Genomic DNA, 25,416 nt, shown 5'->3' on the forward strand with positions numbered 1-25,416 from the left:
AGTACCGCCATGCCATGACCGCCGCCAGCTTCTTCAAGCGACTGCTGGGGCGGTCCCTCCCGCCTCCCGGGCCGGAGGACCTTCCCAGCGTGCTGCAGAGCACCCAACCCATGCCCCGATGGGCGGGTTCGCGGCTGGACAACTATGAGCTGGGCCAGGAAATCGGCCGCGGCGCCATGGCCAAGGTGCATCAGGCGGTGGACCGCCGTAGCGGCGGGCCGGTGGCCATCAAGCGCCTGTCCCTCCAGCGCGAATTCGCGCCGGAAGACCTGCTGGATGTGCGTGAGCGCTTCATCCGCGAAGCCAGCGCCGCCTTGCATCTCGAACATCCCGACATCCTGCGGGTGCTGGACGCTGGCGAAAGCGACGGCGACACCTGGATTGCCATGGAGTTGGTGGTCGGCCACGACCTGAGCCACCATACGCGTGCATCACAGCGGCTTCCGCTCCGGGAGGTGCTTCTGCTGGTGGCCCGCCTGGCGCGGGCCCTGCACTATGCCCACAGCCACGGCGTGGTGCACCGCGACATCAAACCCGCCAACGTCATGCTGGACCGGCCCACCGGCAGCGTGAAGATCATGGACTTTGGCATTGCCCGGGTCGCGGACGGCAGCCGCACCCGCACCGGGCTGGTTTTGGGTACTCCTTCCTATATGTCCCCGGAACAGTTGGCTGGCCTGAAGGTGGATGGGCGCAGTGACCTGTATTCTTTAGGCGTCATGTTGTTTCAGCTTTTGACCGGGCATTTGCCCCATCAGTCGGAGTCCATGGCCGCTTTGATGCATCAGATCGCGAACCAGCCACCGCCGGACGTGCGGCAGTTCCGCCCGGAGTTGCCGGAATCGCTCGCGATGGTGCAGGCCCTGGCGCTCGAAAAGCGCCCGGAATTGCGCTATCAGACCGGCGAGCAACTGGCGCAGGACCTGGAGGCCGTCCTGGCTGAACTCCCGGTGGCGCTGGCCAATAGCACCGGCAATGCAGCCGCATCGCCCGGAAGTGGGAACGCCAAACGCACCACTGAAGGCACTCCCACCACAACCCCCCCGACAGCGGGGCGGGCTTTCGAGGAAACTTTACGCCTCCGCAGTGGCGCGGCGGTGCACAATCATCCTCCCCCAGACGATCCCGCCAGCAAGACATGACCCTGGAGTTCTTCAGCGCCACCGACACCGGCCGCGTGCGCGACAACAATGAAGACTCGATCGCCCTGGACCCCGGCGTCGGCTTGGCAGTGTTGGCGGACGGCATGGGCGGCTACAACGCCGGGGAGGTGGCCAGCCAGATGCTGACGTCCTTCATCAAGGCCGAACTGGGCCGCTGGCTGGCGGAAGCCGGCCAGCTCGCGTCGGACGCGGATGTGCGCCGCGCGATGGACATTTGCGTGGACAACGCCAACCGGGCCATTTTCAACGCGGCGAACACCAACCCGCGCTATGCCGGCATGGGGACCACACTGGTGGTGGCGGTATTCCGGGAGCAAAGTGTGCTGCTGGGCCATGTGGGTGACTCCCGGGCTTACCGGCTTCGGGACGGCCAACTGGTCCAGATGACCAGAGACCATTCGTTACTGCAAGAGCAGATCGATGCTGGTCTGCTTACGCCTGAGGAAGCGGTGTTTTCCAGCAACAAGAATCTGGTGACACGGGCTGTGGGGGTGGAAGACACCGTCATGCTGGAAATCCACCAACATGAACTGCAACCCGGCGACGAGATTCTGCTGTGCAGTGACGGCCTGTCTGATATGGTGGATGACGCCTCCGTGGCGCAAATTCTGCAAAGTCACTCGGACCTTCCTGAAGCAGCGCAGGCGCTGGTAGACGCCGCCAATGACATGGGCGGCAAGGATAATATTGCGATCGTTCTGGTTCGCGCGGAAAGTCGTACCAAGCCGTGGGCGTGGTGGCCCTTCAGTCGTAACCACGGGCGTCGCTGAGCGCGCCATCACAACTATAGACAGGACACGAGGTCAAAGATGGGCAAACTGGTGGTTTCGCTCGACGGTGTGGTGATCAAAGAGGTGCAGGTCACCAAAGACAAGACCACACTGGGTCGGCGCCCCTACAACGACATCGTGATCGACAATCTTGCCGTCAGTGGCGAGCATGCCGTGATGCAGATGGTGGGTTCGGACGTCTTCATTGAAGACCTGAACTCCACCAACGGCACCTACATCAATGGCAAAGCCGTCAAGAAACAGCTGCTGTCGCACGGTGACGTCATCGAAGTGGGCAAGTACAAGATCAAGTATCTGGTCGAAGACAACGCCGACTACGAAAAGACCATGATCCTGCGGCCTGGCCAGACGGCGCCCAGCAGCGGTTTTGGCCTGCCTTCGTCATTCGGTGGCCTCAGTGGTGCCCCAGCCGCCACGGCGGCGCCGGCGGCCATCAAAGTGCTGAACGGCCCGGCCGCTGGCCGTGAGGTGGCGCTGTCCAAGGTGGTGACCACCGTGGGCAAACCGGGCGTGCAAGTGGCGTCCATCACCAAACGTCCCAGCGGCTATGTGTTCGCGCACGTGGAAGGTGCTTCCCGTCCGGTGGTGAATGGCTCGCCGCTGGCGGCCGAGTCGGTCCCGCTCAAGAACGGTGACGTCATCGAGCTGGCTGGCACCCAAATGCAGTTCATGCAGGGTTGATGCAGGTCCGCTGCGGCGGGCTGTGGTTCATTTGACCAGCTCTCCGTGGGCCGCTTGAAGCCGTAGATAACGCTGTCGGTGGCATGCCGGACGCTGTAGGGCAATTGCCTACACGTGGAGGTTTTCACGGCATTGCCTTGGGCAGTCGTAACCTGAGGCAAAAAGACGGGGATTGCCCAAATCAGCGCTTAGCAAGCGGGATGGGTGGCCCTACAGTGGCCGCATGAAGATTCGCGTGCTCGGGTGCGCCGGTGCCATGGCGGCCGGCCACAAAACCACTTCTTTCCTGCTGGACGACGATGTGCTCATCGACGCCGGCAGTGGCGTGGGCGAGCTGTCCGCGGAGGCCATGGCGAAGGTCAACCACATCTTCGTCAGCCATTCCCACCTGGACCATGTGCTGTCCATTGGGTTGCTGGCCGACACCGTGCAGCGGCGCCGCGCGCAGCTAGGCCTGCCGGCGGTGCAGGTGCATGCCCTGGCGGCCACGCTGGAGGCGCTGAAGGCGCACATCTTCAACGGCGTCATCTGGCCGGATTTCACCCGGTTGCCCAGCCCGGAACGTCCGGCCTTGAGTTTCCACCCGTTTGCCGTTGGCGACCGTCTGGACATCGGTGGCGGGCGTGAGATCGAAGTCCTGACGGCTGCCCATACGGTACCGGCGGTGGGGTTTGCGGTGAATCCTGGGTCCGGCGCCCATTGGGTGTTCACCGGGGATACAGGGCCGAACCCGGCGCTCTGGGAACGCCTGGCGGAGTTGAAGCTGTCGGACCTGGTGATCGAATGCGCATTTGCCAACGATGAATGTGAGCTGGCCGAAATCAGTCAGCACCATTGCCCGTGCACGCTGGGGGAGGAGCTGAAAAAGCTGACGACCCCGATGCGGGTGCACATCACCCACATCAAGCCCGGCGAGCGGGCGGCCGTGATGGCCGCCGTGGGAGCCTTGCAGACTGACCATCGCGTGACGGCGTTGGAGCATTTTCAGGAATTTGAGTTGAAGTAACGCCTGCTGCGTAACGGCCCGGCGGTGGCGGGGTTGGCGACGCTTTACGCCAGGTCTTGAGGAAAATGACCAACTGCGGCAGCACGTTGTAGCGCAATTTGTCACATTCTTGTCTGTGCCTGCGTGCGCGCCCTGGGAAAGGCATCGGGAGAGGCTCCGCGTCAAGGCTGGCATGACCCCTGCAACTGTCGGGATATTGCCACGCTCAGCCTGCATCATGTCCCGTTCCCAACATGGCTTCACCCTTCTCGAATTGATGATCGTGGTGGCCGTTGTCGGCATCCTCGCCGCCATCGCACTTCCTTCCTATTCCGACTACGCCAAGAAGGCCAGGGTCACGGAGGTCATGTTGGCCTTGACCCCACCGAAGGCTCAGGTGCTCGAGTACGTCAATACGGCGGCGCGCTTTCCCACCCCGGAGCAACTCAACCTCAGCTCGCAGTCGAGCGCGTATGTGGAGCGGGTGGTCTACAGCAAGACCAGCGATACCGAGGTCACGATCACGGCGTCGATCCGGTCCGGATCCATCGGTCCGGAACTGGACGGCACGCAACTGGTGCTCACGGGCCAACCCGGTGAGGCGGGCCTGAGCAATGCGTCCGTGGTCTGGAAATGCGCCGGGTCCGTTCCTGACAAATTCCTCACAGTGGCCTGCCGTTCCACAAGTTGAGTGGGGCCACCCGCTCAAGGGCTGCGGAGACAGGTCCACAAGGAGCTAAATTGTTCGAAATGAGATCGCTAGCTTTGACACTTTCTGTCAAATAAAGGTCGTCGAACGAACATTGTTATCAGCGTGACAGGAATCGTCACTTGGAATTGGGCGGAAATCGCCATTCTGTGCGCTATCGCACGCAGGGCCATGCAAGTCCTGCTGGCACGAGCTCTGCGGATAAGGAAGGGTCATTCGACCCCTCCCTTCCTCTCCTGGAGTTCATATGAAGCGCACTGTCCAAAAAGGTTTCACCCTCATCGAACTGATGATCGTTGTGGCGATCATCGGCATCCTGGCTGCTGTGGCCCTGCCGGCTTATTCTGACTACATGAAGAAGTCGAAGGTCAGCGAACTGGTGCTGGCCCTGTCGGCCTACAAACAGCCGATCCAAGAATTCACCACGACGCAAAACCGCCTTCCGAGCACCACCGAACTGGACGTCAAGGCACCGACGGGCGGCTACGTCAAGTCTCTGGCTTACACCCCCTCCAGCACCAGCGCAATCACGGCTGCTGGCACCACCGCCACGATGACTGCCACTGCGCAAAACATCGGAACCGGTGTGGATGACAAGACGCTGACCCTTGTCGGCGCAGTGAACTACGAAACCATGGCCCTGGTGTGGACCTGCGGAACCAGCGCAACCATCGAGAACAAGTACCTGAGCGCCGCCTGCAAGCATAGCTAAACCCTTCGACATTCGGATACAAGTGGGCCCTTTTTGGGCCCACTTTTCATTTTTGGTCCACCTGCAGCTGACGTGAAACGTCACATCAGGGAGCCTGGGGGGCTTATTTTCGTGATTCAGTTCACGTTTTTGAGCCCAAGAGGTGTGGCACGAGCTCTGCAATGAGAAAAGCGTCTCACCTCTCACCTTGCTTAAGGAACTTTTATGAAGCGCACTATGCAAAAGGGTTTCACCCTGATCGAACTGATGATCGTCGTGGCGATCATCGGCATCCTGGCCGCAGTGGCCCTGCCGGCCTACTCCGACTACATGAAGAAGTCGAAGGTCAGCGAGTTGGTGCTGGCCCTGTCGGCCTACAAGCAGCCGATCCAGGAATTCACGACCACACAGAACCGCCTGCCGACTACTGATGAACTGGATGTCAAGGCTCCGACCGGTGGTTACGTCAAGGACCTCTCCTACACCCCGTCCAGCACCAGCGCAATCACGGCCGCAGGCACCACCGCAAAGATGACTGCCACTGCGCAAAACGTCGGAACTGGTGTGGATGACAAGACGCTGACCCTGGTCGGCGCGGTGAACTACGAAACCATGGCCCTGGTGTGGACCTGTGGCACCGACGCTACCATCGAGAATAAGTACCTCAGCGCTGCCTGCAAGCACAGCTGATCACTGATCGTCTGAAGAAAGGGGAGCGTTATGCTCCCCTTTTTCATTGGAGTAGACACTTTGGACGGCCACCAGCCATCAAGGCTCCCGCTGATCATCAGCGTATGCGGAGTCATATGGTTCATTCCTTTGAGCTGCTCCTTACTCGCCCCCGCGCTCACCGCGCACGACTTTGCTCGCCTGTGTCAGCTCGGCCTGCTCGCGGTAATAGCTTTGGTTCTCAGTCTGTGCAAGCAACAGCGGCATGGATCTATGTCGCCTGCTCCAAGTGCGTTCGGGATTGCACTTGCAGGGCTTCTGACCGCGTCCGCTCTCCACGCGACTTATCCATCGATCGCACTGCGTGAACTTCTGGTGTTTGGTGGGTTATTGAGCCTCTCAGTGGCCCTGAGCCGCTGCATCACCACGTCCTCAGACTTCACGCCAGTTCTCCGCACCGTCGTTGCAGGAACCTTTGCGCATGCGCTGATCATGCAGGCGTTCCTGCTGGGCTCCATTCCGATCACCGAGGTGGTTTACCCTTGGGAAGCATTCATCGGATTCGACAACCCGCGCTTTCTTAATCATGCTCAGACGGCGCTACTTCCGCTTGTAGCAGTCGTCTCAGTACAAGACCCCAAAACTTTCTGGCGCAGATTGGCAGCTGCCACGCTGCTTCTGAGCGGAATGGTGCTGTTCATCTCCCTAGGCCGGGCCACCATGTTGGCGCTGTTGGTGGGCCTTCTGGTAGGTCTTTCGCTGTTTCGTCAGGCTGCTGGGCCCTACGCATGCCGCGCCGCAGGCTACACCCTCCTGGGCATGTTGCTGATGTGGTTGGTATACCTCCTTTGGTTGCAACCCGCCGGCCATCGGATCGATGTGCAGCAACTCACGCAGAGCCACTTCCGCGGCTATTTGTTTGCCAAGGCGTTTGACCTCTGGAAAACATCACCCTGGATCGGGGTCGGGCCCATGCACTTCGCTCATTGGTATAACGGTGAAGCCGCGCACCCTCACAACATTTACAGTCAGATCCTGTGTGAATACGGCCTGATTGGCGCCGCGCTGATCATTGGGGGCGCGCTGCGCTGGACAGCGACCATCTTTCACGCCATCCGTGTAGCGGCGCCCTCGCAGACGAATCTGGCGATCGGATTGGCAGGATCGCTTGTCGGCGTCCTGGTGGATGGCGGCCTTTCAGGAAACTTTGTCATGCCCATCTCGCAGCTCTGGATTGCAGTGCTGGTTGCTCTGTGCATCGCTTTTCACCGTTTGTCGGTTGGACCGACGCCCGTCCTGGCCGTGGCCCCGCCAAACAGGCCGCGATATCTGCGGGGTGTGGCGAGTGCCGCCCGGGTCGTTTTTTCGCTCGCCCTCATATTTCTTGCATTGCAATCGGCCTATGTCGCCAGGCACACACCCACTCCTCGCCTAGACACGCCGGGCGCTGTTGGCATGCGAGCCGACATGGACAATGCAAACCCAAGATTCTGGACAGTTGGCTGGTTTTAATCCTATGAATTGGCGTCTCAGGCTCCGTGCATCGGGGCTTCATCTTTTGGGCTCATTGCTGGTCGCACTTGCTGCTGCATCCGTAGTGCTGCTGGTCTGGTACCCGTGGCCTTATCGCGTTGTGGCGGGGGGGCAGGAACTGCTTTTTATTCTCCTCACCGTTGACATCATCATCGGCCCGCTACTGACCCTGGCAGTCTTCAATCTCAAGAAGCCGAAAAAGGAACTGCGCCGGGACTTGGCCATCATCGTGGTGCTGCAATTGCTGGCCTTGGGGTATGGCATGCACACGGTGTACCTCGCTCGTCCCGCCGTCATCGCCCTGGAAGTGGATCGCTTCCGCGTGACGACGGCCAACGACGTGGTGACGACAGAGCTGCCGGAGGCCCTGCCGGAATACCGGAGCCTCTCGATGACGGGGCCGGTATTGGTGAACACGGCCATGCCATCTGAGGCCCAGAGGTTTGACGCCATCATCCTTGGACTGAATGGGGTAGACCTGGGCGCACGCCCCAGCTTTTGGCGCCCTTGGGATGAGCACGCACGTTCTCTAACGCTGAAAAACGGCCGCCCGTTGGTCGACTGGTTGAAGCAGCATCCTGACCAGGAGGCCAAGGTCCGCGAAGCAGCAGCTCGGTCCGGCCGCCCGGTGGAACAACTGCTGTTCCTTCCCATGCTTGCTCACCGCATCGATTGGTCAGTGCTAGTAGACAAGTCAACCGGTGATCTGGTGGGTTTTGCTCCCATTGATACGTAGCCTCGCTGCTTGCTGAGCAACATCCTTCAACACCTCAGAACGGTTTAGAGTTGCGGCCTGTCTTGTCCGCCCCGGACCCTTTATGCCGATCGCTGCGACGACGCCTGTCTCTGTCACTCCTACCGCTGCCGACACTCCGCCCGATCTCGAATTCCGCATCAATCGCCCGTCAGCGGGCCCCGGGATTCTTCCGACGCTGGGCCTACTCATCGGCGTCACCCTCGCCCCTCTCTTCGCATTCAACCAGACGCCCTCTGCCACCCTCTACAACCAGCTGCTGGCCTTCTTCGGCTTCGGCCTGACCCTCATCGGTCTCGGCGCTGGTGGTTTGCTGCAGCGCGGCTGGCGGCTGGATCTGGTCAGTGGCGCGATTCTGGTGATGCTCGCAGCGGCCTTCACTGCGCCGCTGCTCAACGGCTTGCCCTGGTCCATCGCCCTCTCCGGCGGCGCCATGCTGCTGGGTGCTCTGGTGCTGATCCAGGGCGCACAGGCCGTGCGCGCTGATCAGCGTGACGCCCTCCTCACCCTGTTCTGCCTGACGCTGGTGGGTGCAGGCCTGCTCAGCGTCGTGGTCAGCTTTGTCCAGTTCCTCGTTCCTTCCTGGGCGGACGGCACCTTCATTGCCCGCACGGGTCTGGCTGGCCGCGCCGTGGGCAACATGCGTCAGCCCAACCACCTGGCCAGCCTTCTGCTGTGGAGCTGCGTGGCGGCTGTCTGGCTCGGGCAAGGCGGCTGGCTGGAGCGTCGTCTGGGCACGGCGCTGCGCGCCGCCGCGGCGCTTGGGGTGCTGCTGTTTCTGTTCGTGCTCTGCGTGCTGTTCAGCGCCTCCCGCACCGGCTTCATCGGCGTGGGCCTTCTGGCGGTTTGGGGCCTGGTGGAGCTGCTGCTGGGCCGTATCAAGCCGGCCGCCACCCGTTTGCGCATGGGCCCTCGCGTCGCTTTGTCGCTTACGCCCGTGATGTTCGCCATCAGCTGGCTGCTGGTGCGCGGCTGGACGCATGCCAGCGGCCATGCCTTTGGCGCCGAGACCCGGCTCAGCGACGAAGGCGCCGGGTCACCGTCCCGGCTGGCCATCCTCCGCAATACATGGTCGCTGCTCCAGCAGAACCCGTGGACCGGCACCGGCTGGGGCGATTTCAACTTCGCGTGGACCATGACGCCTTTCCCGGATCGCCCGGTGGCGTTTTTCGACCACTGCCACAACATCGTCCTGCAGTTGCTGGTGGAGCTGGGCTGGCCGGTGGGTCTGCTGGTGGTGCTGCTGCTGACGGTTGGCTTTGTTGTGGCCGGATGGCGCAGTCATGCCGACCGGAACGGCGCCGGATTCTGCGCATTCATGGTGGTGCTGATGATCGGGCTGCACAGCATGTCCGAATACCCCCTGTGGTACGCCTACTTCCTGTTGCCGACGGCCTTTGCCTATGGGCTGTGCCTGCGCCGTCACGGTGGTCAGCCACAGGCGGGGCTGGATCCAAGCGCCCCGGTGCCTGACGCGATGGTGACCCCTTCGAATGCGCACCACGAGGCGCAGCTCGATCAAGACGCCCGTGCCAAGACCGCCACAGCCCACGAGCGGGCTCATCCGGGCACACGCCGCTGGGATATGGTGGCCCTGGGTGCTGTTGCCGTGCTGCTGGTCCCATTGACCGTCTGGGACTATCTGCGCATCGTCCACATCTATGCCCCGCCGGCCAATGCTGCATCGCTGGAGGAGCGCATGGCCATCGGCCAGCGTTCGCCGCTGTTTGACCTGCAGGCGGACTATGCCGTTGCCACCGTCCTGCCGCCGGGCGCCGAGGCCTTGATCTCGGCGGAACGCACCGGCCATCACCTCATCGACACGCGCCTGATGGTGGCCTGGGCCCGGTCCCTGGCGGCGGTGGGTGAGACCGACAAGGCGCGGTATCTTGCACAACGGCTCAAGGAGTTCCGCAACCCGGTCGGTGATGAATTCTTCGAAGAATGCAAGGTCGCCGACACGGTTCAACTGAAGCCGCGTCCGTTCCAGTGCGACCCGCCGTCGCGGGACTACGGGTTCAGGGAGATGCGCTGAAGGGACGCGCCTTTGCGCGTTCCCGGAGATCTCTGGGTTCCACAGCACGTTTCAGCACCTCCCAGTGCCTCTGGAATCTCCGGTCGTCTCCGGTCGTCTCCGGGCCCCTCATGGCCCCTCATGGCCTCTTCCAGGACCTTGTCAGACCTGCGCCACCCAGTCCCCGGACTTCCCACCGTGCTTCTCCAGCACCCGGATCTGCTCCATCACCATGCCGCGGTCAGCCGCCTTGCACATGTCGTAGATGGTGAGCAGGCCCACCTGCACGGCGGTCAGTGCTTCCATCTCCACGCCGGTGCGTCCCAGTGTTTCGACCTGCGCGGTGCACACCACCGCAACAGCGGCCTGATCTACCTCAAACTCAATCGCCACTCGCGTGATGGGCAGCGGATGGCACAAAGGGATCAACTCCGACGTTCGCTTCGCGGCCTGGATGGCCGCGATCCGGGCGACGCCAAGAACATCGCCTTTTTTTGCCTCGCCCTTCACGATGAGGGCCAGGGTCTCTGGCAGCATACGGATACGGCCCGCCGCTCGGGCCACCCGGTGGGTGACTTCTTTGCCGCCGACGTCCACCATGTGGGCTTGGCCTTCGGCGTCAAAATGGGTAAGAGGTGAACTCATGAGTGCTGGGTGCCCGGCTTGCCCTGTCGTTCATCGACAGCAAACAGGTGAAGCAGGGCAACAATCGCGAAACCAGAATGGCACCATGATAGATCGTGGTCTTGGAGAAGCCTTGAAGCGAGTGAATTCCATCGGTTCCCCCTCCAACGGTGGCGCCGCAGTCCCTAGAACGGGCGTGGCAGGCACGCACAGCCCGGCCGCATGGGTGCGCCCGGCGCGGCGTTGTCTGGCCGCCTTGCTCAGCGTCACGCTGCTCGGCCAGACCGTCTCGGCCCAGGTCAACCTGCCCGCGCTGGGGGATTCGGTCTCGGCCGACGTCAGCATCGGCGCGGAAAAAAAGCTGGGCGATCAGGTCATGCGCCAGATCCGCCCGGACCCGGACTACCTCGACGATCCGCTGCTGCTCGAATACGTGCAGGGCACCTTCAATCCGCTGGTAGCAGCGGCAAAGAAGCTGGGCAATATCAGCGACGACACGGCCGACCGCTTCGCCTGGGAAGTCTTCCTGGTGCGCGACAAGTCGGTCAACGCCTTTGCGCTGCCAGGTGGCTACATCGGGGTGCATCTGGGCCTGATCGCCATGACCGGCGCGCGGGACGAACTGGCGTCGGTGCTGGGGCATGAGCTGTCGCACATCACGCAGCGCCACATCGCTCGCAGCATCATTGGCGATTCCCGCAATTCCATGCTGGCCACGGCCGGCATGATCCTGGGCATCCTGGCCGCCGCCCGAAGCCGCAGCACCGACGGGGTGCAGGCAGCGGTGCTGGGCAGCCAGGCCGCTGCGGCGCAGGCCTCACTGAACTTCTCCCGCGACATGGAACGTGAAGCCGACCGGGTCGGTTTTCAGGTGATGACGAAGGCCGGCTATGCACCGGCCGGCATGGCCAGCATGTTCGAACGGATGGAGCAGGCCTACCACCTGATGGATTCCGGCGCTTATCCCTACCTGCGCAGCCACCCGCTGACCAGTGAGCGTATCGGCGAGGCCCGCGCCCGCCTGGGCACCGCCGGCGAGACCCGCATGGTCGGCACGACCGAGCACGCGCTGATGGCGGCGCGCTCCAAGGTGCTGATGGATCAGCGCGCGGAGGCCTGGCGCCAGTTGCAGGGGTTGGACGCGGGGTCGCGTCAGGGCGCACCGATGGATCAGCTGGCGGCGCGTTACGCCAGCGCGCTGGCGTCGATCAAGCTGCGGGAGTTTTCACGGGCCGAGGCCACCTTGAAAACCGCCGACGCCATTGCCGGCATGCTGGGTGCCGATCCTGGGGCCAAGCGGATGATGGTGTATCTGCATGCGGAGTTCGAGCTCGCCCGCGGTAAACCGGCAGCCGGCTTCGCGGCCCTGGACGCATTGAAGGATGAACGGTCCCGCCCCCTGTTGATGTTGAAGGCCGAACTGGCCAAGGCCGACGCCCGTCCTGAGATCAAGCGGGAAGTGGCGGATTCCTTGCAGACCTACCTGAGCCTGAACAACAACGATGCGCTGGGTTGGCAGGAGATTGCGCCGCTGTGGCAGCAGCTTGACCAACCCTTGCGGTCGGTGCGTGCGCAAGGGGAGGCACGCGCGGCCATCGGGGACATCGTTGGTGCCATCGACCGGTTGCGCTCGGCCAACCGGCAGTCGCGCGGTCGGGATTCTGATCAGATCGAGGCGTCGGTGATTGACGCTCGCCTGCGCACCTTGCTGTATGAGCGCCGTCAGATACTGGCGGAGATGTATCCGCGCGGGGTGCCGGCCGGCGCTGAGCCGTGACCACCGCGCTCCACTGACTTCCCGCCGAGATATTCAGTACAAAGGGCCTGTCAGCATTGCTGCTGCAGGCCCTTGTTGCGCGTGCCATCCACCGTTTGTGAGGGGGGGCTGAAGCACTTGCCTCGGCAAGTGGCGCCGAATGTGATGCTTCTGACGCCACGGCCACGGCCACGGCCACGGCCACGGCCACGGCCACAGCCACGGCCACAGCCACGGCCACAGCACCACCACCACCACCACCACCGGCACCGGCACCGGCACCGGCACGTTCGCCTTCGCCTGCACCTGCACCTGCAGCAGCAGAACCAGCAGCAGCAGAACCAGCAGCAGCAGCAGCAGCAGAACCAGCAGCAGCGCCAGCAGTCCCGACCGGGCCCGGGACCGAACCTGATATGACCCAACCAGACGAAAACTGATCTGAGCGGACCCGACCAGACCAGACCCGACCCGACCCGACCCGACCCGACCAGACCAGACCAGACGCGATCAGACTGAACAGCTTTATTCGCTATCCGGGAACAGCCGCTCCATCAGCACATCAATGGCCATGCCGCAAAGGCTGTAGATCAGCGAGCCGATCAGCGCCGCCGGGAATCCGGTCACCGTGAACCCGTCCAGCACCGAGGCCGTGGCCCAGAACAGCAGGGCATTGATCACGAACAGGAACAGGCCTAGCGTCAGCAGGGTCACTGGCAGCGTCAGCAGCACCAGTACCGGACGCAACAGCGTGTTGAACAACCCCAACACCAGCGCTGCAATCAGCGCGGTGGTGAAACTGGTCACCTGCACACCGGGGTAGAGATGAGCCACCAGCAGCAGGGCGCCAGCCAGCAGCAACCAACGGATCAAGGTCTTCATACGCGCAGCATACCGGGAGCGGAACGTAGAAAAAACCGAATTGAAATCATTTGATCAATCCGCATAATCCGAACCTTCCGAAAGGGGAGTAGCCACGCGGCCTTGCCGCGGCAGCGATTCGTCAGTACGTTGTCTTCGGACAGCCGGACGCTGCACCTGGCAGCTGGATGCCCGCATCCGCCGACCAGCCTTGCAAGACCTTTCGGCCGTTGGCGTCTGCCCTGGAACCAGGTTCTGGGGCAGGCATGAGTCTCGGTTCAGGCGCACCATCCGTTCACCCGCGGGGCGTCTACTTGCAAGGAGTCTTTATGAGCACCCTGGTGCCAAGCTGGTTGTGGGCGGTGTTCGTTGGCATTGTTGTGCTGGCGCTCATCCTGGATTTCGTGGTGCTGCGCAAGCAGGGCGCCCATGATGTCTCCGTCAAGGAAGCGATCAACTGGTCGATCGTCTGGGTGGCGCTGAGCGTCGCCTTCATGGGCCTGCTGTGGTGGGCCGTCAAGGATGGCAGCGGCAGTACCGAGCTCGCCAACACCAAGGCGCTGGAGTTCATCACTGGGTATCTCATCGAGAAATCACTGGCGGTCGACAACATCTTTGTCTTCCTGATGATCTTCACCTACTTCTCGGTGCCAAGCGCCTATCAGAAGCGGGTGTTGATGATCGGCATCATCGGTGCCATCGTGCTGCGTACGGTGATGATCCTGGTGGGCGGATGGTTGATCGCGCAGTTCCACTGGGTGCTGTATCTGTTCGGTGCGTTCCTGCTGATCACCGGCATCAAGATGTGGTGGGCCGCCGGTCAGGAACCGGACCTGGAAAGCAACCCGGCGCTCAAACTGCTGCGCAAGCTGATGCCGGTCAGCAAGCAATTCGACGGAGAAAAGTTCTTCACCATCGAAAACGGCAAGCGCATCGCGACGCCCATGCTGCTGGTGATTGCCCTGGTGGGCATGACGGATGTGATCTTTGCGGTGGACTCCATCCCGGCGATCTTCGCCATCACCTCGGATCCGTTCATCGTGCTGAGCTCCAACATCTTCGCCATCCTGGGCCTGCGTGCCATGTACTTCCTGCTGGCGGCCATGGCGTCCAAGTTCCATCTGCTCAGCTACGGCCTGGCGGTGGTGCTGGTGTTCATCGGCGGGAAGATGATGTTGATCGACGTGATCAAGATCCCGGTACTGCTCTCCCTCGGCGTCGTGATCGGCATCCTGGCCATCACGATGATCATGAGTGTGCGTACTGCGCCCAAGCTGCCGGCGCGGGAAGAACCGAGCCAATTGAGCTGACGCTGCCGCTCTCCAGCCGCAGGGCACCTGCTCCATAGGCGGCATCCCGGTCTGTATCCAAGACGGGGTTAGGGCCGGGATGGGGATCTGGATCTGGATCTGGACTCGTATTCGGACCTGGATGCGGACCCGTACCCCGGCCTGATTTCAGCCTGGACCCCATCCCGCCTCGGCAACTCTCAACTTCCCAGAACGGGCACCCCAGTGGTGCCCGTTTTATTTTCTTGATTGTTTTCTATCGATTTCGTGGTGTCACCACCACGAACCCGACCCTTTCAACGCATGAAGCCTTTGACACACCCAAATGCGAATAATTAGCATCTGCGGCTTCGGTTCCGGAGACGGAATCGAGTTGCCGCCAGCCAGTCGTGCACAGGGAGGGGCCTTCGCTTCAGGCGCGCTGTAGAGCGCCGAGGCCGGGCCACCACACGCAGCCAGCAGAGCCGATCGACAAATTTCGACAAGATTTCGGAGCACTCTTCTCATGGCTACGTACATCAAGAGCCGCAAGCATGCGGTGGCCCCGCTGGCTGCCCTGGCGGCTTCTTTTGCCCTGCCGTTGGTGGCCCAGGCCGATCCGGCCACCGCGCCGGCGGCCGCCGACACCGCGCCGTCCAACAGCAGCAGCACCTTCCTGCCCACCGTCCGCGTGGATGGCTCTGCGACATCGGACTACAAGGTGGAGAAGAGCGCCTCTTCCAAGCTGACCCAGCCGCTGCTGGAAACGCCCAAGACCATCCAGGTGATCCGCAAGGAAGTGCTGCGCGAACAGGGCGCCGTGTCGCTGATGGACGCGCTGCAGAACACCCCCGGCATCACCATGCAGCTGGGTGAGAACGGCAACACGTCGGCGGGTGACACCTTCCAGATGCGCGGCTTCTCGGCCAACACGTCCACCTTTGTGGATGGCATTCGTGACCTTGGTGCCGTCACCCGCGACGTGTTCAACACCGATCAGATCGAAGTGGTGAAGGGCCCGGCCGGCGCCGACACCGGCCGCGCGGCGAGCGCTGGCTACATCAACCTGATCAGCAAGCTGCCGCAGGTGGACTCTTTCATCGAGGGCACGGCCACCATTGGTGATGCCGACCGCAAGCGCGCCACCTTCGACGTCAACCAGAAACTGGGTGACAACACGGCTGTGCGCCTGAACGGTGTGTGGCAGGACTTCGGCGTTCCGGGGCGTGATGTCGTCAAGAAGAAGACCTATGGCCTCGCACCGTCGGTGGCCTTTGGCCTGGGCACGCCCACGCGCTTCTATCTCTATTCGCAGCACGTCCGCCAGAACAACACGCCGGATGGTGGCATCCCCTCCATCGGCTGGCCGGGCTACACGCTGGCCGCCTCCGTCACGGGTGCCGCCCGCGAGGCCCTGCTGGCCGCACCCAAGGTGGACAGCAGCAACTACTACGGCAGCGTCCATGACTATGAGGACGTGAAGGCCGACATGGTCACCACCAAGCTGGAGATGGACCTGGGCAACGGCACCACCGTGCGCAACATCGCCCGTTATGGCCGCACCTTCATGGACCGCATGGTCACCGGCGTGATCAACATCACCGCCGTGAACCCGGCCGACCGCAGCACCTGGACCATCAGCCGCTCTCGTCAGCGCGTCAATCAGACCAACGAGATCCTGACCAACCAGACCAGCCTGAGCACCAGCTTCTCCACCGCCGGCCTGAAACATGATCTGGCCACCGGGGTGGAACTGACCTACGAAAGCCAGGACAACAAGTCCTTCACCGCAACAGCGGCGCCTGCGGCCAACCTCTACAACCCCAACCCGAATGTCGACCTGGGCGGTTCCGTCCGCAACGTCGCGGGTGACACCTCCGGCAGCACCACCACAGAGGCCATTTATGCGCTGGACACGGTGTCTCTGACCGAGGCCCTGAAGCTCACTTTGGGCCTGCGCACCGACCACTACACCACCAAGTACGCCACTGCGACGGCGGCCTACAACACCTCGAAGTGGGTGACCAGCTGGAACACCGCGCTGCTGTACAAGCTGGCAGAGAACGGCACGGTCTATGCTGCCGCAGCCAACTCGATCCTGCCCCCGGGCGGCAGCAACTTCCAGCTGGCGGCTACCGGCCAGAACGCCACAGCCTCCGACCCGCAGGAAGCTCAGAATTACGAACTGGGCACCAAATGGGATCTGCTGCACAAGCGCCTGAACCTGACGGCCGCGCTCTACCGCAGCGACAACGACGGCCAGGTGAGTGTGGACTCGGTGACCAACGTTGCAACGCAGGGCGGCAAGACCCGCGTGCAGGGGATCGAGCTGGCAGCCGTGGGTCAACTGACCAACTTCTGGCAGGTGACGGCTGGCTTCCAGACGATGAACACCAAGCAGATCAACCAGCGCAGCGTCAACAGCACCACCGGCGTTCAGACTCAGACGGACGGTGTGCGCTGGTCCCCGAAATGGTCGGCCACGCTGTGGACGTCCTACCAGTGGGGTGACTTCACGCTGGGCGGAGGTGTCAGCCACACCGCTGAGCAAAAGCGTGTGATCACCGTGGCGGCAGCAGCCAGCACCGGTCTGCCCGAATTGCCCGCCTACACCGTTGCCAACGCCATGGCGGCCTACCGCATCAACAAGAATTTCAGCCTGCAGCTGAACGTCACCAACCTGTTCGACAAGGAATACATGTCCTCGCTGAACAATGGCGGCGGCCGCCTGACCCTGGGAGCCCCGCGCGCCGTGAGCCTGACTGCCAACGTCGGCTTCTAAGCTTCATGGTGTAGGGTATGCAGGCCCGTTCTGCCCCGTGTGGGCGAACGGGCCTGCGCCCCATTCAAGACCCGAGAACGACATGCTTCTTCACATCCCCGAAGTGCTCAGCAAACAGGACGTCCGCGAGATGCGCCGTCTGCTGGACGACGCCGACTGGACCGATGGCCGGGCCACCGTGGGCGAGCAGGGTGCCAAGGTCAAGCAGAACCGGCAGATGCCGGTGGACCATCCGGTGGCGCGCCAGATCGGGGAGCACATCCAGCAGGTGCTGGCCCGGCACCCGCTGTTCATCTCGGCCGCGCTGCCGCTGCGCACGCTGGCCCCGCTGTTCAACCGCTATGAAGGCGGCGAGCATTACGGCTTTCATGTGGACGGCGCCATCATGCGCCAGCAGGGCACGGCGCAGCCGCTGCGCAGCGACGTCTCCACCACGCTCTTCCTCTGCGAGCCGGACGAATACGAAGGCGGCGAGCTGGAGGTGGTGGATACCTATGGCACGCACGAAGTGAAGCTGCCGGCCGGTGACATGATCGTCTACGCCAGCACCAGCCTGCATCGTGTGATGCCGGTGACGCGCGGCGCGCGGGTCTGCTCCTTCTTCTGGACGCAGAGCATGATCCGCCAGGACTGGCAGCGCCACATGCTGTTCGAGCTGGACCAGACCATCCAGCGCCTGCGGGCGACGCTGGGCGACAACGCCGAAACGACGACACTGACCGCTCACTATCACAACCTGCTGCGCCTCTGGGCCGAGACCTGATGTCGCAAGACGTGCCTTCTTCCGATGCCGGCGGCCCGGCGGTCCTCTCCGAAACCGCCCCCTCGCCCCCTGCGGCGCCATCGCAATCGCCGCCGCCGCCCACTGTGCCGCCAGCAACTGCGGCGACACCCATTGCGCCGCCCGTCACCAGCGTTGTCAGGCCTTCGTCCGCCAAAGCCTCGGGGGCTCGGTCCGCCTGGCTGAAGACGCTCCATCAATGGCACTGGATCAGCTCGGCGCTGTGCCTGATCGGCATGCTGCTGTTCGCGGCCACTGGCATCACGCTCAACCATGCCTCGAGCATCGAGTCCAAGCCCACGGTGGTGAACCGGCAGGCGCAGGTGCCGGACGCGTTGATGGACCTGGTGCGTGTGCCGGAGCCAGCCCCTCCGGCCGAGCCGGTCACACCGGCCGCTGCTGCGAGTCAAGGGGCTGCAACCCCCGTCGCCACCAAGGCCCAACCTCAGGACCACAAAACCACCCTGCCGACGCCCCTGCGCGACTGGCTGACCCAGACCCTGGGCCGGGCGGTGGACGACCGCGAAGCCGAATGGTCCCGCGACGAGATCTATCTCTCCATGCCCCGCCCCGGCGGTGATGCCTGGGTCCGTATCGACCGCGCCACGGGCGAAGTGGAATTTGAAGACACCGATCGCGGCTGGATCTCCTACTTCAATGACCTGCACAAAGGTCGCCATGCCGGCGTCGCCTGGAGCTGGTTCATCGACCTCTTCGCGGTGGCCTGCCTGCTGTTCTCCATCACCGGCTTGCTGATCCTGAAGTTCCATGCGGTCAGCCGCCCCAGCACTTGGCCCATCGTCGGGCTGGGCTTCCTCCTTCCTGCGCTGCTGGCCCTGCTGTTCATGCATTGAAGTCGCCACGATCGCGACACGGACACACACACCAGCAACACCGATCCACGACAAATACGAGTTCCCGCCGAGCCATCGCCAGGCCTCCTGCAAGAGCCCCTAGATCTCTTCTGAATCAAGCACCACGAACGATGACCATGAACCCCTCCACCAGTCGCTCCCTCGTTGCGCTCGGCGTCCTCGGCACCCTGGCTGCCGGATCGTCCGCCTGGGCAGCCACCGCCCAACTCAAGCTGGAACTGCCCCGTCTGAACGTCGCGGAATATCACCGCCCCTACGTGGCCGTGTGGCTGGAGAAAGCCGGTGAATCCGGTCCGGCCGTCGCGCAACTGGCGGTCTGGTATGACCTCAAGAAGCCCAATAACGGCGGCACCAAGTGGCTGCGCGACATGCGCCAGTGGTGGCGCCAGGGCGGCCGCAGCCTGACCGTGCCGGCCGACGGCATCAGCGGCGCCACCCGCGCGCCCGGCGAGCAGGTGATCAGCCTGGACAACCATCCCAGCCTGGCCAATCTGCCGGCCGGTCAGTACGAGATCGTTGTGGAGTCCAGCCGCGAGGCGGGCGGCCGTGAAGTGCAGCGTCTCCCGCTGAGCTGGCCGATCAAGTCCGCCCAGAAGGCGAGCGCGCAAGGCGAGCATGAGCTCGGCGCCATCGAATTCACTGCCAAGCCCTGAAGCTGCATGAGGATCTTTTCCATGAACAAGACATCCGCTTCCACCGTTCTGGCCCGCCTGTCGCCGCTGGCCCTGGCCACCGCCCTGCTGCTGCCGCTCTCGGCCAGCGCCCACATGGTCTGGCTGCTGCCCAACACCGCCAACGTCACCGGCCGGGACGGCGTGGTGTCGGTGGATGCGGCCGTGTCGGAAGACCTGTTCAATTTCGAGCGTGCGCTCAAGCTGGACACGCTGCGCATCACCGGCCCGAGCGGCCAGACGCTGGAGGCGGAAAACCGCAGCAGCGCCCGTCACCGCGAGAGCTTTGACGTCAAGCTGCCGGAAGAGGGCACCTATCGCATCAGCAACGTCAGCCAGGCGTTGATGGGCAGCTACAAGCTCGGTGGCGAAACCAAGCGGTTCCGCAGCTCGCCGGCCTCCCTGGCCAAGGATGTGCCGGCCGATGCCGAGATCACCTCGCTGACGCTGATGACCAACCGCCAGCAGACCTTCGTCAGCAGGGACGAACCCGGCAAGGTGCAGTTCGCGCCGGAGGGCAAGGGCCTGGAGCTGCTGCCGCTGAGTCAGGCCACCGACCTCAGCCATGGCGACAAGACGAAGTTCCGCCTGCTGCTGGATGGCAAGCCGGCCGCTGATGTGACGGTGAAGGTGCTGCGCGACGGCAACCGCTATCGCTACAAGCTGGGCGAGGTGTCGCTGAAGACCGATGCCCAGGGCGAATTCACGGTGGAATGGCGCGAGCCGGGCCGTTACTGGGTCGGCGCTAGCACGGGTGCCCAGGGTGGACCGGGCGGGCCTGGCGGGATGGGCGGCCCGGGCGGGCCGGGTGGACCGGGCGCCGGTGGAGCCGGAGGGGGAACGCGCGAGGCGCCGCTGCAACGCGCCAGCGTCAGCGCCACCTTTGAAGTGCTGCCCAAATAAAGGCTTGTGGTGAGCGCTGCGGCCCCTTCGATGCTGACCGGCCCGTCGGGGCCGCGACGTGTGCCCGCCATCCGGGAATCTCGGGTGGCGGTGCCGCTGCACATCGAGGGCGAACCGCCGGCGCTGGGGCAAGTGGTGCACCGCTTGTCCGGCGCCACCATGGGCACCATCTGGTCGGCGGCATTCGTCGGGCCGAGCGGATTGCGGCTGCCCACCATTGACGCTGCCATCGTGCGGGTCTGCAACGAGGTTATTGGCGAGATGAGCCAATGGACGCCGGACTCGCTGCTCAGCCGGTTCAACGGCGCCCAGCCCCGGTCCCGGCATGTCCTGCCCGAGGGTTTCGCTCGGGTGCTGGAGGCGGCCCTTCAGATCGCCGTGCACAGCGGTGGCGCTTACGACCCGACCGCCGGGGAACTGGTGGCGATGTGGGGATTCGGCGCCAGCGGCTTGCCGGTGTCGGCCGGTGGTGCCGCGCGATGGCCGCGCCATGAAGATCCGAACTTCCGTACGCCATCCGGTGACGAGTGCGCCCGCGCGCATTGCGGCTGGCAGGCGCTTGAATGGGATGCGGCCCAGCGTGTCCTGACCCAACCTGGGGCCGCCACGCTGGATCTGTCCGCCATTGCCAAGGGGGATGCGGTGGACCGCATCAGCCAACTGCTGACGTCGATCGGCCTGCCGCATCATCTGGTGGAGGTGGGCGGTGAGTTGCGCGGCGCCGGTCTGAAGCCGGATGGCCAGCCCTGGTGGGTGGACCTGGAGCCCCCCCAGTCCGATTTCGGGCTTGCGCCGATGCGGGTGGCCCTGCATGGCTTGTCCGTGGCCACCTCCGGCGACTACCGCAAGGCGTACGTTGACGGCGCGGGGCAACACCGTTCTCACACCGTGGATCCACGTCAGCGCCGTCCGATTGAGCATGGCCTGGCGTCGGTGACGGTGATCCACACCAGCGCGATGTGGGCCGACGGCTGGTCCACCGCATTGATGGTGCTGGGCCCGGACGAAGGCCTGAAGCTGGCCGAGCAACACGGGCTGGCCGCCCGGCTGGTGGCGCGCTGCCCGTCCGGCGGGTTCGACGAGCACTTGTCCTCTGCGCTGCAAGCGCTCCTGATCTGATGGTTTTGCCGTGATGTGGTCCCGCCCGGCGCTTGCGCTGCTGTTTGTCCTTCTTTATCTGATCCTCTGTGCGGCGGTGTGGTGGCGGCACCGGCGGCTGCAACGGGCCGCCGAGGCGGAAGCAGCGGCGTTGCTGCCGGCGGCAGAAGCGGGCCCTCCGGTGCTGGTGCTGCACGCCAGCCAGACCGGCCAGGCCGAAGCACTCGCCTGGCAGACCGGGAAGTTCCTGCATCTGGCCGGCATGCCCGTACGGGTGTGTGCGCTGGGCCAGGTCAGCCGACAGGACCTGCTGGATGCGCGGCACGCGCTGGTGATTGCCAGCACCTATGGCGAAGGTGATGCTCCCGACAGTGCGGCACCGTTTGCACGGGATCTGATGGCTGCCGAGACGCCGTTGGACCTGCAACATCTGCAGGTGGGGGTGATGGCCCTGGGCGACCGGACCTACGCGCATTACTGCGGTTTTGGCCGCGCCGTGGCGGCCTGGCTGATGAGTTGCGGCGCACAGCCGCTGTTCGAGCGCATCGAAGTGGATCGCGAGGATCCCGCCGCCATTGCCTTGTGGCAGCAACGGCTGAGCCATGTCGCGGGTACGGCCGACCTGCCGGATTTTTCGGAGGCGGCCGGGCCCGTTTTCCAGACCTGGCGGCTGGTGGAGCGTCGGCATCTCAATCCTGGCAGCCAGGGGGGACCGGTGTTCCATCTGTCCCTGCTGCCCCCCGAGGGGGTGCCGCTGCCGTCCTGGGAGGCGGGTGATCTGGTGCAGGTGCTGCCCGTGGTTCCTTCACTCGTCCCCCCACTCGTCCATTCACTCACGGCGTCCGAAGACCCCGCGCACGCCTCGCCACGGCCGGGTACTGGAGCCGAGAATCCCGACGTCGGCGATGACGAGGGTGACGACCCCGCCGACACCGACCGCACCCGCCCCCGGGAATACACCATCGCTTCCCTGTCCCGCAGCGGACGGGTCGAACTGATGGTGCGCCAGACACGTCGCGACGATGGCCGCCTGGGCCGGGCCTCCGGATTGCTGACGGACCACTTGCCCATCGGCGGCCACGTGTCGCTGCGGCTGCGCCCGCATCCGAGCTTTCGCATCGGCGACAACCACGACCGCCCGCTCATCCTCATCGGCAATGGCACCGGCCTGGCCGGCCTGCGCGCGCATCTTCAGGCGCGTGCGGAACGCCGGCCGTCCGCAGGCGCCTGGCTGCTGTTCGGGGAACGTCAGTCCGCGCACGATGCCCACTACCGCGAGGAGATCCAGGCCTGGTTGCAGACCGGTGTGCTGCAGCATGTGGACCTGGCGTTTTCACGCGACCAGCCCGAGCGCATCCACGTCCAGCACTTGCTGGCCCAGCAGCCGCAGCGCCTGCGGAGCTGGGTGGCGGACGGGGCTGCGCTCTATGTCTGCGGCAGTCTTCAAGGCATGGCCGGCGCGGTTGATGCGGTGCTGCGCGACGCGCTCGGAGACCCTCAGATGGATGCCCTCATCCAGCAGGGACGTTATCGGCGCGACGTCTATTGATCGCTGCTGATCGACCTCCAAGGGCGATGCGCAGCCACCAAATGATGCGAGACCGCGACAAACAGGGGGTCTGGCGTTGACTTCGAGGCCGTTTTCTCTCCAGTAAAGCCTTCTCAATGAGATAGGCCCGCAGTACCATTGCCCGCGCAGGGTGCTAACGAGTACCGAAGGCGTCAGACCTTCACCAGGGCCCGGCACATCAACAACCCTTGATGGAGAGAATCGAAATGGCAACTGCGAAGAAGGCCGCGCCCGCCAAGAAGGCAGCACCGGCCAAGAAGGCGGCACCTGCAAAGAAGGCGGCCGCTCCTGCGAAGAAGGCTGCGCCCGCCAAGAAGGCAGCAGCCCCCGCCAAGAAGGCGGCCCCTGCAAAGAAGGCCGCCGCTCCTGCAAAGAAGGCAGCCGCACCCGCGAAGAAGCGCACGCCCAATGCAGCCTTCATGAAGGCCCTGACCCCCAGCCCCGCGCTGGCCGGGATCGTCGGAGACAAGCCGCTGCCGCGGACCGACGTGATCAAGAAGGTCTGGGAATACATCAAGAAGAACAAGCTGCAGGACGAAGCACAGAAGCGCGTCATCAATGCGGATGCGAAGCTGAAGGAAGTCTTTGGCAAAGCGAAGGCCGACATGTTCGAGATGACCAAGCTGATCAACAGTCATCTCAAGGACTGAAGCCTGGAGGCTCCCGCCATGGGGGCCTTTGCTGTATTTAGAACAAAGCCCGCGTCAGCGGGCTTTTTTAATGGTGCGCCCGGCAGGGCGCACGTCTTGGCTGCGGGCCGCCTACATCCGCTCCAGCGCCAGTCGCAGCTGGCGCACATCAATGGGCTTGAGCCAGTAGTCCTGGAAGCCGGCTGCACGTGCCCGCTGGCGCTGGTCGTCCATCACGTCGGCCGAGAGGGCCACGCAACGCAGGCCGGCCAGTCGGGCGTCTGCCTTCAGCAGACCGATCAACTGCAGGCCGTTCATGTCCGGCAGATTCATGTCCATCAGCACCAGCGTCGGCATGATGGCCGGCAGCATCTCCATCGCCTGGCCCCCCGTCTCTGCGACGTGAAGGGTCCATCCAGGCATCAGGCGGAACACCTCCTCCATCAGCACGATGTTGATGCGGTCGTCCTCAACATACAGGACGTGGCGGGTGGCAGGTGCGTCGGACATGGCAGCGGGAAACATCTCGGCATCACGATACCAGTGAAATCCCGCCCCAGTCCGTGTTGTCCCTCACGACAACGCCAGGACTGGATGTGCGCAAACGCGCCTGTGCGGATGATGGGACACACCGGGCGACCTTCGCTCCACTACCACTGGTGCGATAGGTGATGCAAGTGTGACGAATTCCCCGACTTGAACACCCTTGCATGAGGGGTTCGCCAACGCACAGCAACAGAGCGTCTTCATACACTGCAACAGCGCACCGAAACAACTTGATACGGTGCGTCCGGGCAAGGTCTGACCCTGATCGAGCCGCCTCACAAGAAGATCCATGTCGCTGGTAGCCACCATCGCCTTGGCTGCGTCGAGCCTGACGTTGCCGCAATGTTCCTGGGACCGCCCGGGCGCGAATCCCTTCATGGGAGACCTGGTGGCGGCCGTGGATCGCTACAAGGATATTCCGGCGGCCACCCGCGCCAAGCTCAAGGCGCGCATGCAGGAGCGCCGTTACGACGAGATCGTGGATATCCGGCGCGATGAAATCGTCGGACGTTATGACTACGGTGCGCAGATCCGCGACATGCACTTCGGCACCGGCCAGGTCTGCCAGACCGTGTCGCGGGCGAAGTGGAAGGACACGACGCTGGAGCGGGGCCTTGTCTATTGTGAGGATGGCCAATGCGTGCTGGTGCCGACCGTCTGCCGCAATGTCAGCCGCATCACGCGGGGCGCGCTCAAGGCCGCAGGGGCGCCGGGCCCGACCACCGAAGAAGACACCACCCCGCTGATGTTCGATCCGCCGGCCGCCGGTGTCCCGCAAGTGGAAGGCGGTGGGGCCGGCAATGGCGACGCGGGCAGCTTCGCCCGGGCTTCCTCGCTGCCGACAGCCTCGGCGACCAGCGTCCCGGTGGGGGGGGGCAGCATCAGTCCGCCGTCCCCAGGCCCCGGCCTGGTCATCCTGCCGCCCAACACCTCAACGTCCGAGGTGGACCCGGCCCCCATCCCGGCGGTGCCGGAGCCCAGCACCTGGGCGCTGTGGGCGCTGGGTCTGCTGGCCCTGGTCATCGGCCAGCGGGGCCGGCTGCAGCAACAGCGCCCGCGCTGAGG

General features: G+C 63.9%; 24 protein-coding genes. 21 read left to right on the forward strand and 3 right to left on the reverse strand.

Annotated features, from left to right (window positions below):
- Positions 1-14: 14 nt before the first annotated feature.
- The 10 genes from OU995_RS06175 to OU995_RS06235 all read left to right on the forward strand — a co-directional run bounded on the left by OU995_RS06175 (position 15) and on the right by OU995_RS06235 (position 10,011).
- On the forward strand, positions 15-1,142 hold the full coding sequence (locus OU995_RS06175) for a serine/threonine-protein kinase (RefSeq protein ID WP_267834669.1): 1,128 nt from the start codon (positions 15-17) through the stop codon (positions 1,140-1,142).
- Positions 1,139-1,933: a Stp1/IreP family PP2C-type Ser/Thr phosphatase gene (locus OU995_RS06180; protein WP_267834670.1), complete on the forward strand. Its 795-nt coding sequence runs from the start codon at positions 1,139-1,141 to the stop codon at positions 1,931-1,933. The genes OU995_RS06175 and OU995_RS06180 overlap by 4 nt, the downstream gene beginning before the upstream one ends.
- 39 nt (positions 1,934-1,972) lie before the next feature.
- Positions 1,973-2,635 (forward strand): FHA domain-containing protein, encoded by a 663-nt coding sequence (locus OU995_RS06185; RefSeq protein WP_267834671.1) that lies wholly within the window; start codon positions 1,973-1,975, stop codon positions 2,633-2,635.
- Between the two features lie 223 nt (positions 2,636-2,858).
- Entirely contained in the window at positions 2,859-3,641 is a 783-nt protein-coding gene (locus tag OU995_RS06190; RefSeq protein ID WP_267834672.1) for an MBL fold metallo-hydrolase, read from the forward strand.
- 217 nt (positions 3,642-3,858) lie between these two features.
- The gene (locus OU995_RS06200; protein WP_324288714.1) at positions 3,859-4,311 is read left to right on the forward strand and encodes a pilin; all 453 of its coding nucleotides are present in this window, start codon (positions 3,859-3,861) and stop codon (positions 4,309-4,311) included.
- 265 nt (positions 4,312-4,576) lie between these two features.
- The gene (locus tag OU995_RS06210) at positions 4,577-5,041 is read left to right on the forward strand and encodes a pilin (protein ID WP_324288715.1); all 465 of its coding nucleotides are present in this window, start codon (positions 4,577-4,579) and stop codon (positions 5,039-5,041) included.
- Positions 5,042-5,245: 204 nt separating this feature from the next.
- Positions 5,246-5,710, forward strand: coding sequence for a pilin (locus OU995_RS06220; RefSeq protein ID WP_420714817.1), 465 nt, complete (start codon positions 5,246-5,248; stop codon positions 5,708-5,710).
- A gap of 30 nt (positions 5,711-5,740) precedes the next feature.
- Positions 5,741-7,201, forward strand: a complete 1,461-nt coding sequence (locus OU995_RS06225; RefSeq protein WP_267834673.1) for an O-antigen ligase family protein — start codon at positions 5,741-5,743, stop codon at positions 7,199-7,201.
- 4 nt (positions 7,202-7,205) lie between these two features.
- Complete coding sequence (gene tfpZ / locus OU995_RS06230; RefSeq protein ID WP_267834674.1) at positions 7,206-7,958, forward strand: TfpX/TfpZ family type IV pilin accessory protein; 753 nt, start codon at positions 7,206-7,208, stop codon at positions 7,956-7,958.
- 82 nt (positions 7,959-8,040) lie between these two features.
- Positions 8,041-10,011, forward strand: coding sequence for a PglL family O-oligosaccharyltransferase (locus OU995_RS06235; protein ID WP_267834675.1), 1,971 nt, complete (start codon positions 8,041-8,043; stop codon positions 10,009-10,011).
- Positions 10,012-10,152: 141 nt separating this feature from the next.
- Here the strand turns inward: OU995_RS06235 and moaC are convergent, their stop codons facing one another.
- On the reverse strand, positions 10,153-10,635 hold the full coding sequence (moaC, locus tag OU995_RS06240; RefSeq protein ID WP_267834676.1) for a cyclic pyranopterin monophosphate synthase MoaC: 483 nt from the start codon (positions 10,633-10,635) through the stop codon (positions 10,153-10,155).
- A 175-nt stretch (positions 10,636-10,810) separates the two neighbouring features.
- Here moaC and OU995_RS06245 point away from each other — a divergent pair, with 175 nt between their 5' ends.
- On the forward strand, positions 10,811-12,391 hold the full coding sequence (locus tag OU995_RS06245) for a M48 family metalloprotease (RefSeq protein ID WP_267834677.1): 1,581 nt from the start codon (positions 10,811-10,813) through the stop codon (positions 12,389-12,391).
- 501 nt (positions 12,392-12,892) lie between these two features.
- On the opposite strand, the gene OU995_RS06250 is transcribed toward OU995_RS06245, so the two are convergent.
- Entirely contained in the window at positions 12,893-13,249 is a 357-nt protein-coding gene (locus OU995_RS06250) for a phage holin family protein (RefSeq protein WP_267834678.1), read from the reverse strand.
- 308 nt (positions 13,250-13,557) lie between these two features.
- Between OU995_RS06250 and OU995_RS06255 the strand changes: the two genes are divergently transcribed.
- The 9 genes from OU995_RS06255 to OU995_RS06295 all read left to right on the forward strand — a co-directional run bounded on the left by OU995_RS06255 (position 13,558) and on the right by OU995_RS06295 (position 23,826).
- Complete coding sequence (locus OU995_RS06255) at positions 13,558-14,538, forward strand: TerC family protein (protein ID WP_267834679.1); 981 nt, start codon at positions 13,558-13,560, stop codon at positions 14,536-14,538.
- 484 nt (positions 14,539-15,022) lie between these two features.
- Positions 15,023-17,278, forward strand: coding sequence for a TonB-dependent siderophore receptor (locus OU995_RS06260; RefSeq protein ID WP_267834680.1), 2,256 nt, complete (start codon positions 15,023-15,025; stop codon positions 17,276-17,278).
- 82 nt (positions 17,279-17,360) lie between these two features.
- Positions 17,361-18,041: a Fe2+-dependent dioxygenase gene (locus OU995_RS06265; RefSeq protein ID WP_267834681.1), complete on the forward strand. Its 681-nt coding sequence runs from the start codon at positions 17,361-17,363 to the stop codon at positions 18,039-18,041.
- Between the two features lie 131 nt (positions 18,042-18,172).
- Positions 18,173-18,913: a PepSY-associated TM helix domain-containing protein gene (locus OU995_RS06270; RefSeq protein ID WP_420714876.1), complete on the forward strand. Its 741-nt coding sequence runs from the start codon at positions 18,173-18,175 to the stop codon at positions 18,911-18,913.
- 137 nt (positions 18,914-19,050) lie between these two features.
- Positions 19,051-19,587, forward strand: coding sequence for a DUF2271 domain-containing protein (locus OU995_RS06275; RefSeq protein WP_267834683.1), 537 nt, complete (start codon positions 19,051-19,053; stop codon positions 19,585-19,587).
- A gap of 21 nt (positions 19,588-19,608) precedes the next feature.
- A complete protein-coding gene (locus tag OU995_RS06280) occupies positions 19,609-20,508 on the forward strand; it encodes a DUF4198 domain-containing protein (RefSeq protein ID WP_267834684.1) in 900 nt (299 codons plus the stop codon).
- 9 nt (positions 20,509-20,517) lie between these two features.
- The gene (locus OU995_RS06285) at positions 20,518-21,627 is read left to right on the forward strand and encodes an FAD:protein FMN transferase (RefSeq protein ID WP_267834685.1); all 1,110 of its coding nucleotides are present in this window, start codon (positions 20,518-20,520) and stop codon (positions 21,625-21,627) included.
- 13 nt (positions 21,628-21,640) lie between these two features.
- Positions 21,641-23,155 carry a sulfite reductase subunit alpha gene (locus OU995_RS06290; protein ID WP_267834686.1) on the forward strand — a complete coding sequence of 505 codons (1,515 nt, stop codon included), beginning with the start codon at positions 21,641-21,643 and terminating at the stop codon, positions 23,153-23,155.
- A 227-nt stretch (positions 23,156-23,382) separates the two neighbouring features.
- The gene (locus OU995_RS06295) at positions 23,383-23,826 is read left to right on the forward strand and encodes an SWIB/MDM2 domain-containing protein (RefSeq protein WP_267834687.1); all 444 of its coding nucleotides are present in this window, start codon (positions 23,383-23,385) and stop codon (positions 23,824-23,826) included.
- A 111-nt stretch (positions 23,827-23,937) separates the two neighbouring features.
- Here OU995_RS06295 and OU995_RS06300 read toward each other — a convergent pair whose 3' ends face one another.
- Entirely contained in the window at positions 23,938-24,315 is a 378-nt protein-coding gene (locus tag OU995_RS06300; protein ID WP_267834688.1) for a response regulator, read from the reverse strand.
- Positions 24,316-24,640: 325 nt separating this feature from the next.
- On the opposite strand from OU995_RS06300, the gene OU995_RS06305 reads away from it, so the two are divergent.
- Entirely contained in the window at positions 24,641-25,414 is a 774-nt protein-coding gene (locus OU995_RS06305; RefSeq protein ID WP_267834689.1) for an MHFG family PEP-CTERM protein, read from the forward strand.
- Positions 25,415-25,416: the final 2 nt, after the last annotated feature.

Source organism: Roseateles sp. SL47 (assembly GCF_026625885.1).
Taxonomy (GTDB): domain Bacteria; phylum Pseudomonadota; class Gammaproteobacteria; order Burkholderiales; family Burkholderiaceae_C; genus Roseateles.

Coding starts and splice junctions, on each gene's coding strand:
- OU995_RS06275 (WP_267834683.1), top strand. CDS start 19,051: ATGAACCCCTCCACCAGTCGCTCCCTCGTTGCGCTCGGCGTCCTCGGC.
- OU995_RS06250 (WP_267834678.1), bottom strand. CDS start 13,249: ATGAAGACCTTGATCCGTTGGTTGCTGCTGGCTGGCGCCCTGCTGCTG.
- OU995_RS06235 (WP_267834675.1), top strand. CDS start 8,041: ATGCCGATCGCTGCGACGACGCCTGTCTCTGTCACTCCTACCGCTGCC.
- tfpZ (WP_267834674.1), top strand. CDS start 7,206: ATGAATTGGCGTCTCAGGCTCCGTGCATCGGGGCTTCATCTTTTGGGC.
- OU995_RS06185 (WP_267834671.1), top strand. CDS start 1,973: ATGGGCAAACTGGTGGTTTCGCTCGACGGTGTGGTGATCAAAGAGGTG.
- moaC (WP_267834676.1), bottom strand. CDS start 10,635: ATGAGTTCACCTCTTACCCATTTTGACGCCGAAGGCCAAGCCCACATG.
- OU995_RS06220 (WP_420714817.1), top strand. CDS start 5,246: ATGAAGCGCACTATGCAAAAGGGTTTCACCCTGATCGAACTGATGATC.
- OU995_RS06190 (WP_267834672.1), top strand. CDS start 2,859: ATGAAGATTCGCGTGCTCGGGTGCGCCGGTGCCATGGCGGCCGGCCAC.
- OU995_RS06265 (WP_267834681.1), top strand. CDS start 17,361: ATGCTTCTTCACATCCCCGAAGTGCTCAGCAAACAGGACGTCCGCGAG.
- OU995_RS06260 (WP_267834680.1), top strand. CDS start 15,023: ATGGCTACGTACATCAAGAGCCGCAAGCATGCGGTGGCCCCGCTGGCT.
- OU995_RS06175 (WP_267834669.1), top strand. CDS start 15: ATGACCGCCGCCAGCTTCTTCAAGCGACTGCTGGGGCGGTCCCTCCCG.
- OU995_RS06305 (WP_267834689.1), top strand. CDS start 24,641: ATGTCGCTGGTAGCCACCATCGCCTTGGCTGCGTCGAGCCTGACGTTG.
- OU995_RS06225 (WP_267834673.1), top strand. CDS start 5,741: ATGCTCCCCTTTTTCATTGGAGTAGACACTTTGGACGGCCACCAGCCA.
- OU995_RS06210 (WP_324288715.1), top strand. CDS start 4,577: ATGAAGCGCACTGTCCAAAAAGGTTTCACCCTCATCGAACTGATGATC.
- OU995_RS06300 (WP_267834688.1), bottom strand. CDS start 24,315: ATGTCCGACGCACCTGCCACCCGCCACGTCCTGTATGTTGAGGACGAC.
- OU995_RS06290 (WP_267834686.1), top strand. CDS start 21,641: ATGTGGTCCCGCCCGGCGCTTGCGCTGCTGTTTGTCCTTCTTTATCTG.
- OU995_RS06255 (WP_267834679.1), top strand. CDS start 13,558: ATGAGCACCCTGGTGCCAAGCTGGTTGTGGGCGGTGTTCGTTGGCATT.
- OU995_RS06180 (WP_267834670.1), top strand. CDS start 1,139: ATGACCCTGGAGTTCTTCAGCGCCACCGACACCGGCCGCGTGCGCGAC.
- OU995_RS06280 (WP_267834684.1), top strand. CDS start 19,609: ATGAACAAGACATCCGCTTCCACCGTTCTGGCCCGCCTGTCGCCGCTG.
- OU995_RS06295 (WP_267834687.1), top strand. CDS start 23,383: ATGGCAACTGCGAAGAAGGCCGCGCCCGCCAAGAAGGCAGCACCGGCC.
- OU995_RS06200 (WP_324288714.1), top strand. CDS start 3,859: ATGTCCCGTTCCCAACATGGCTTCACCCTTCTCGAATTGATGATCGTG.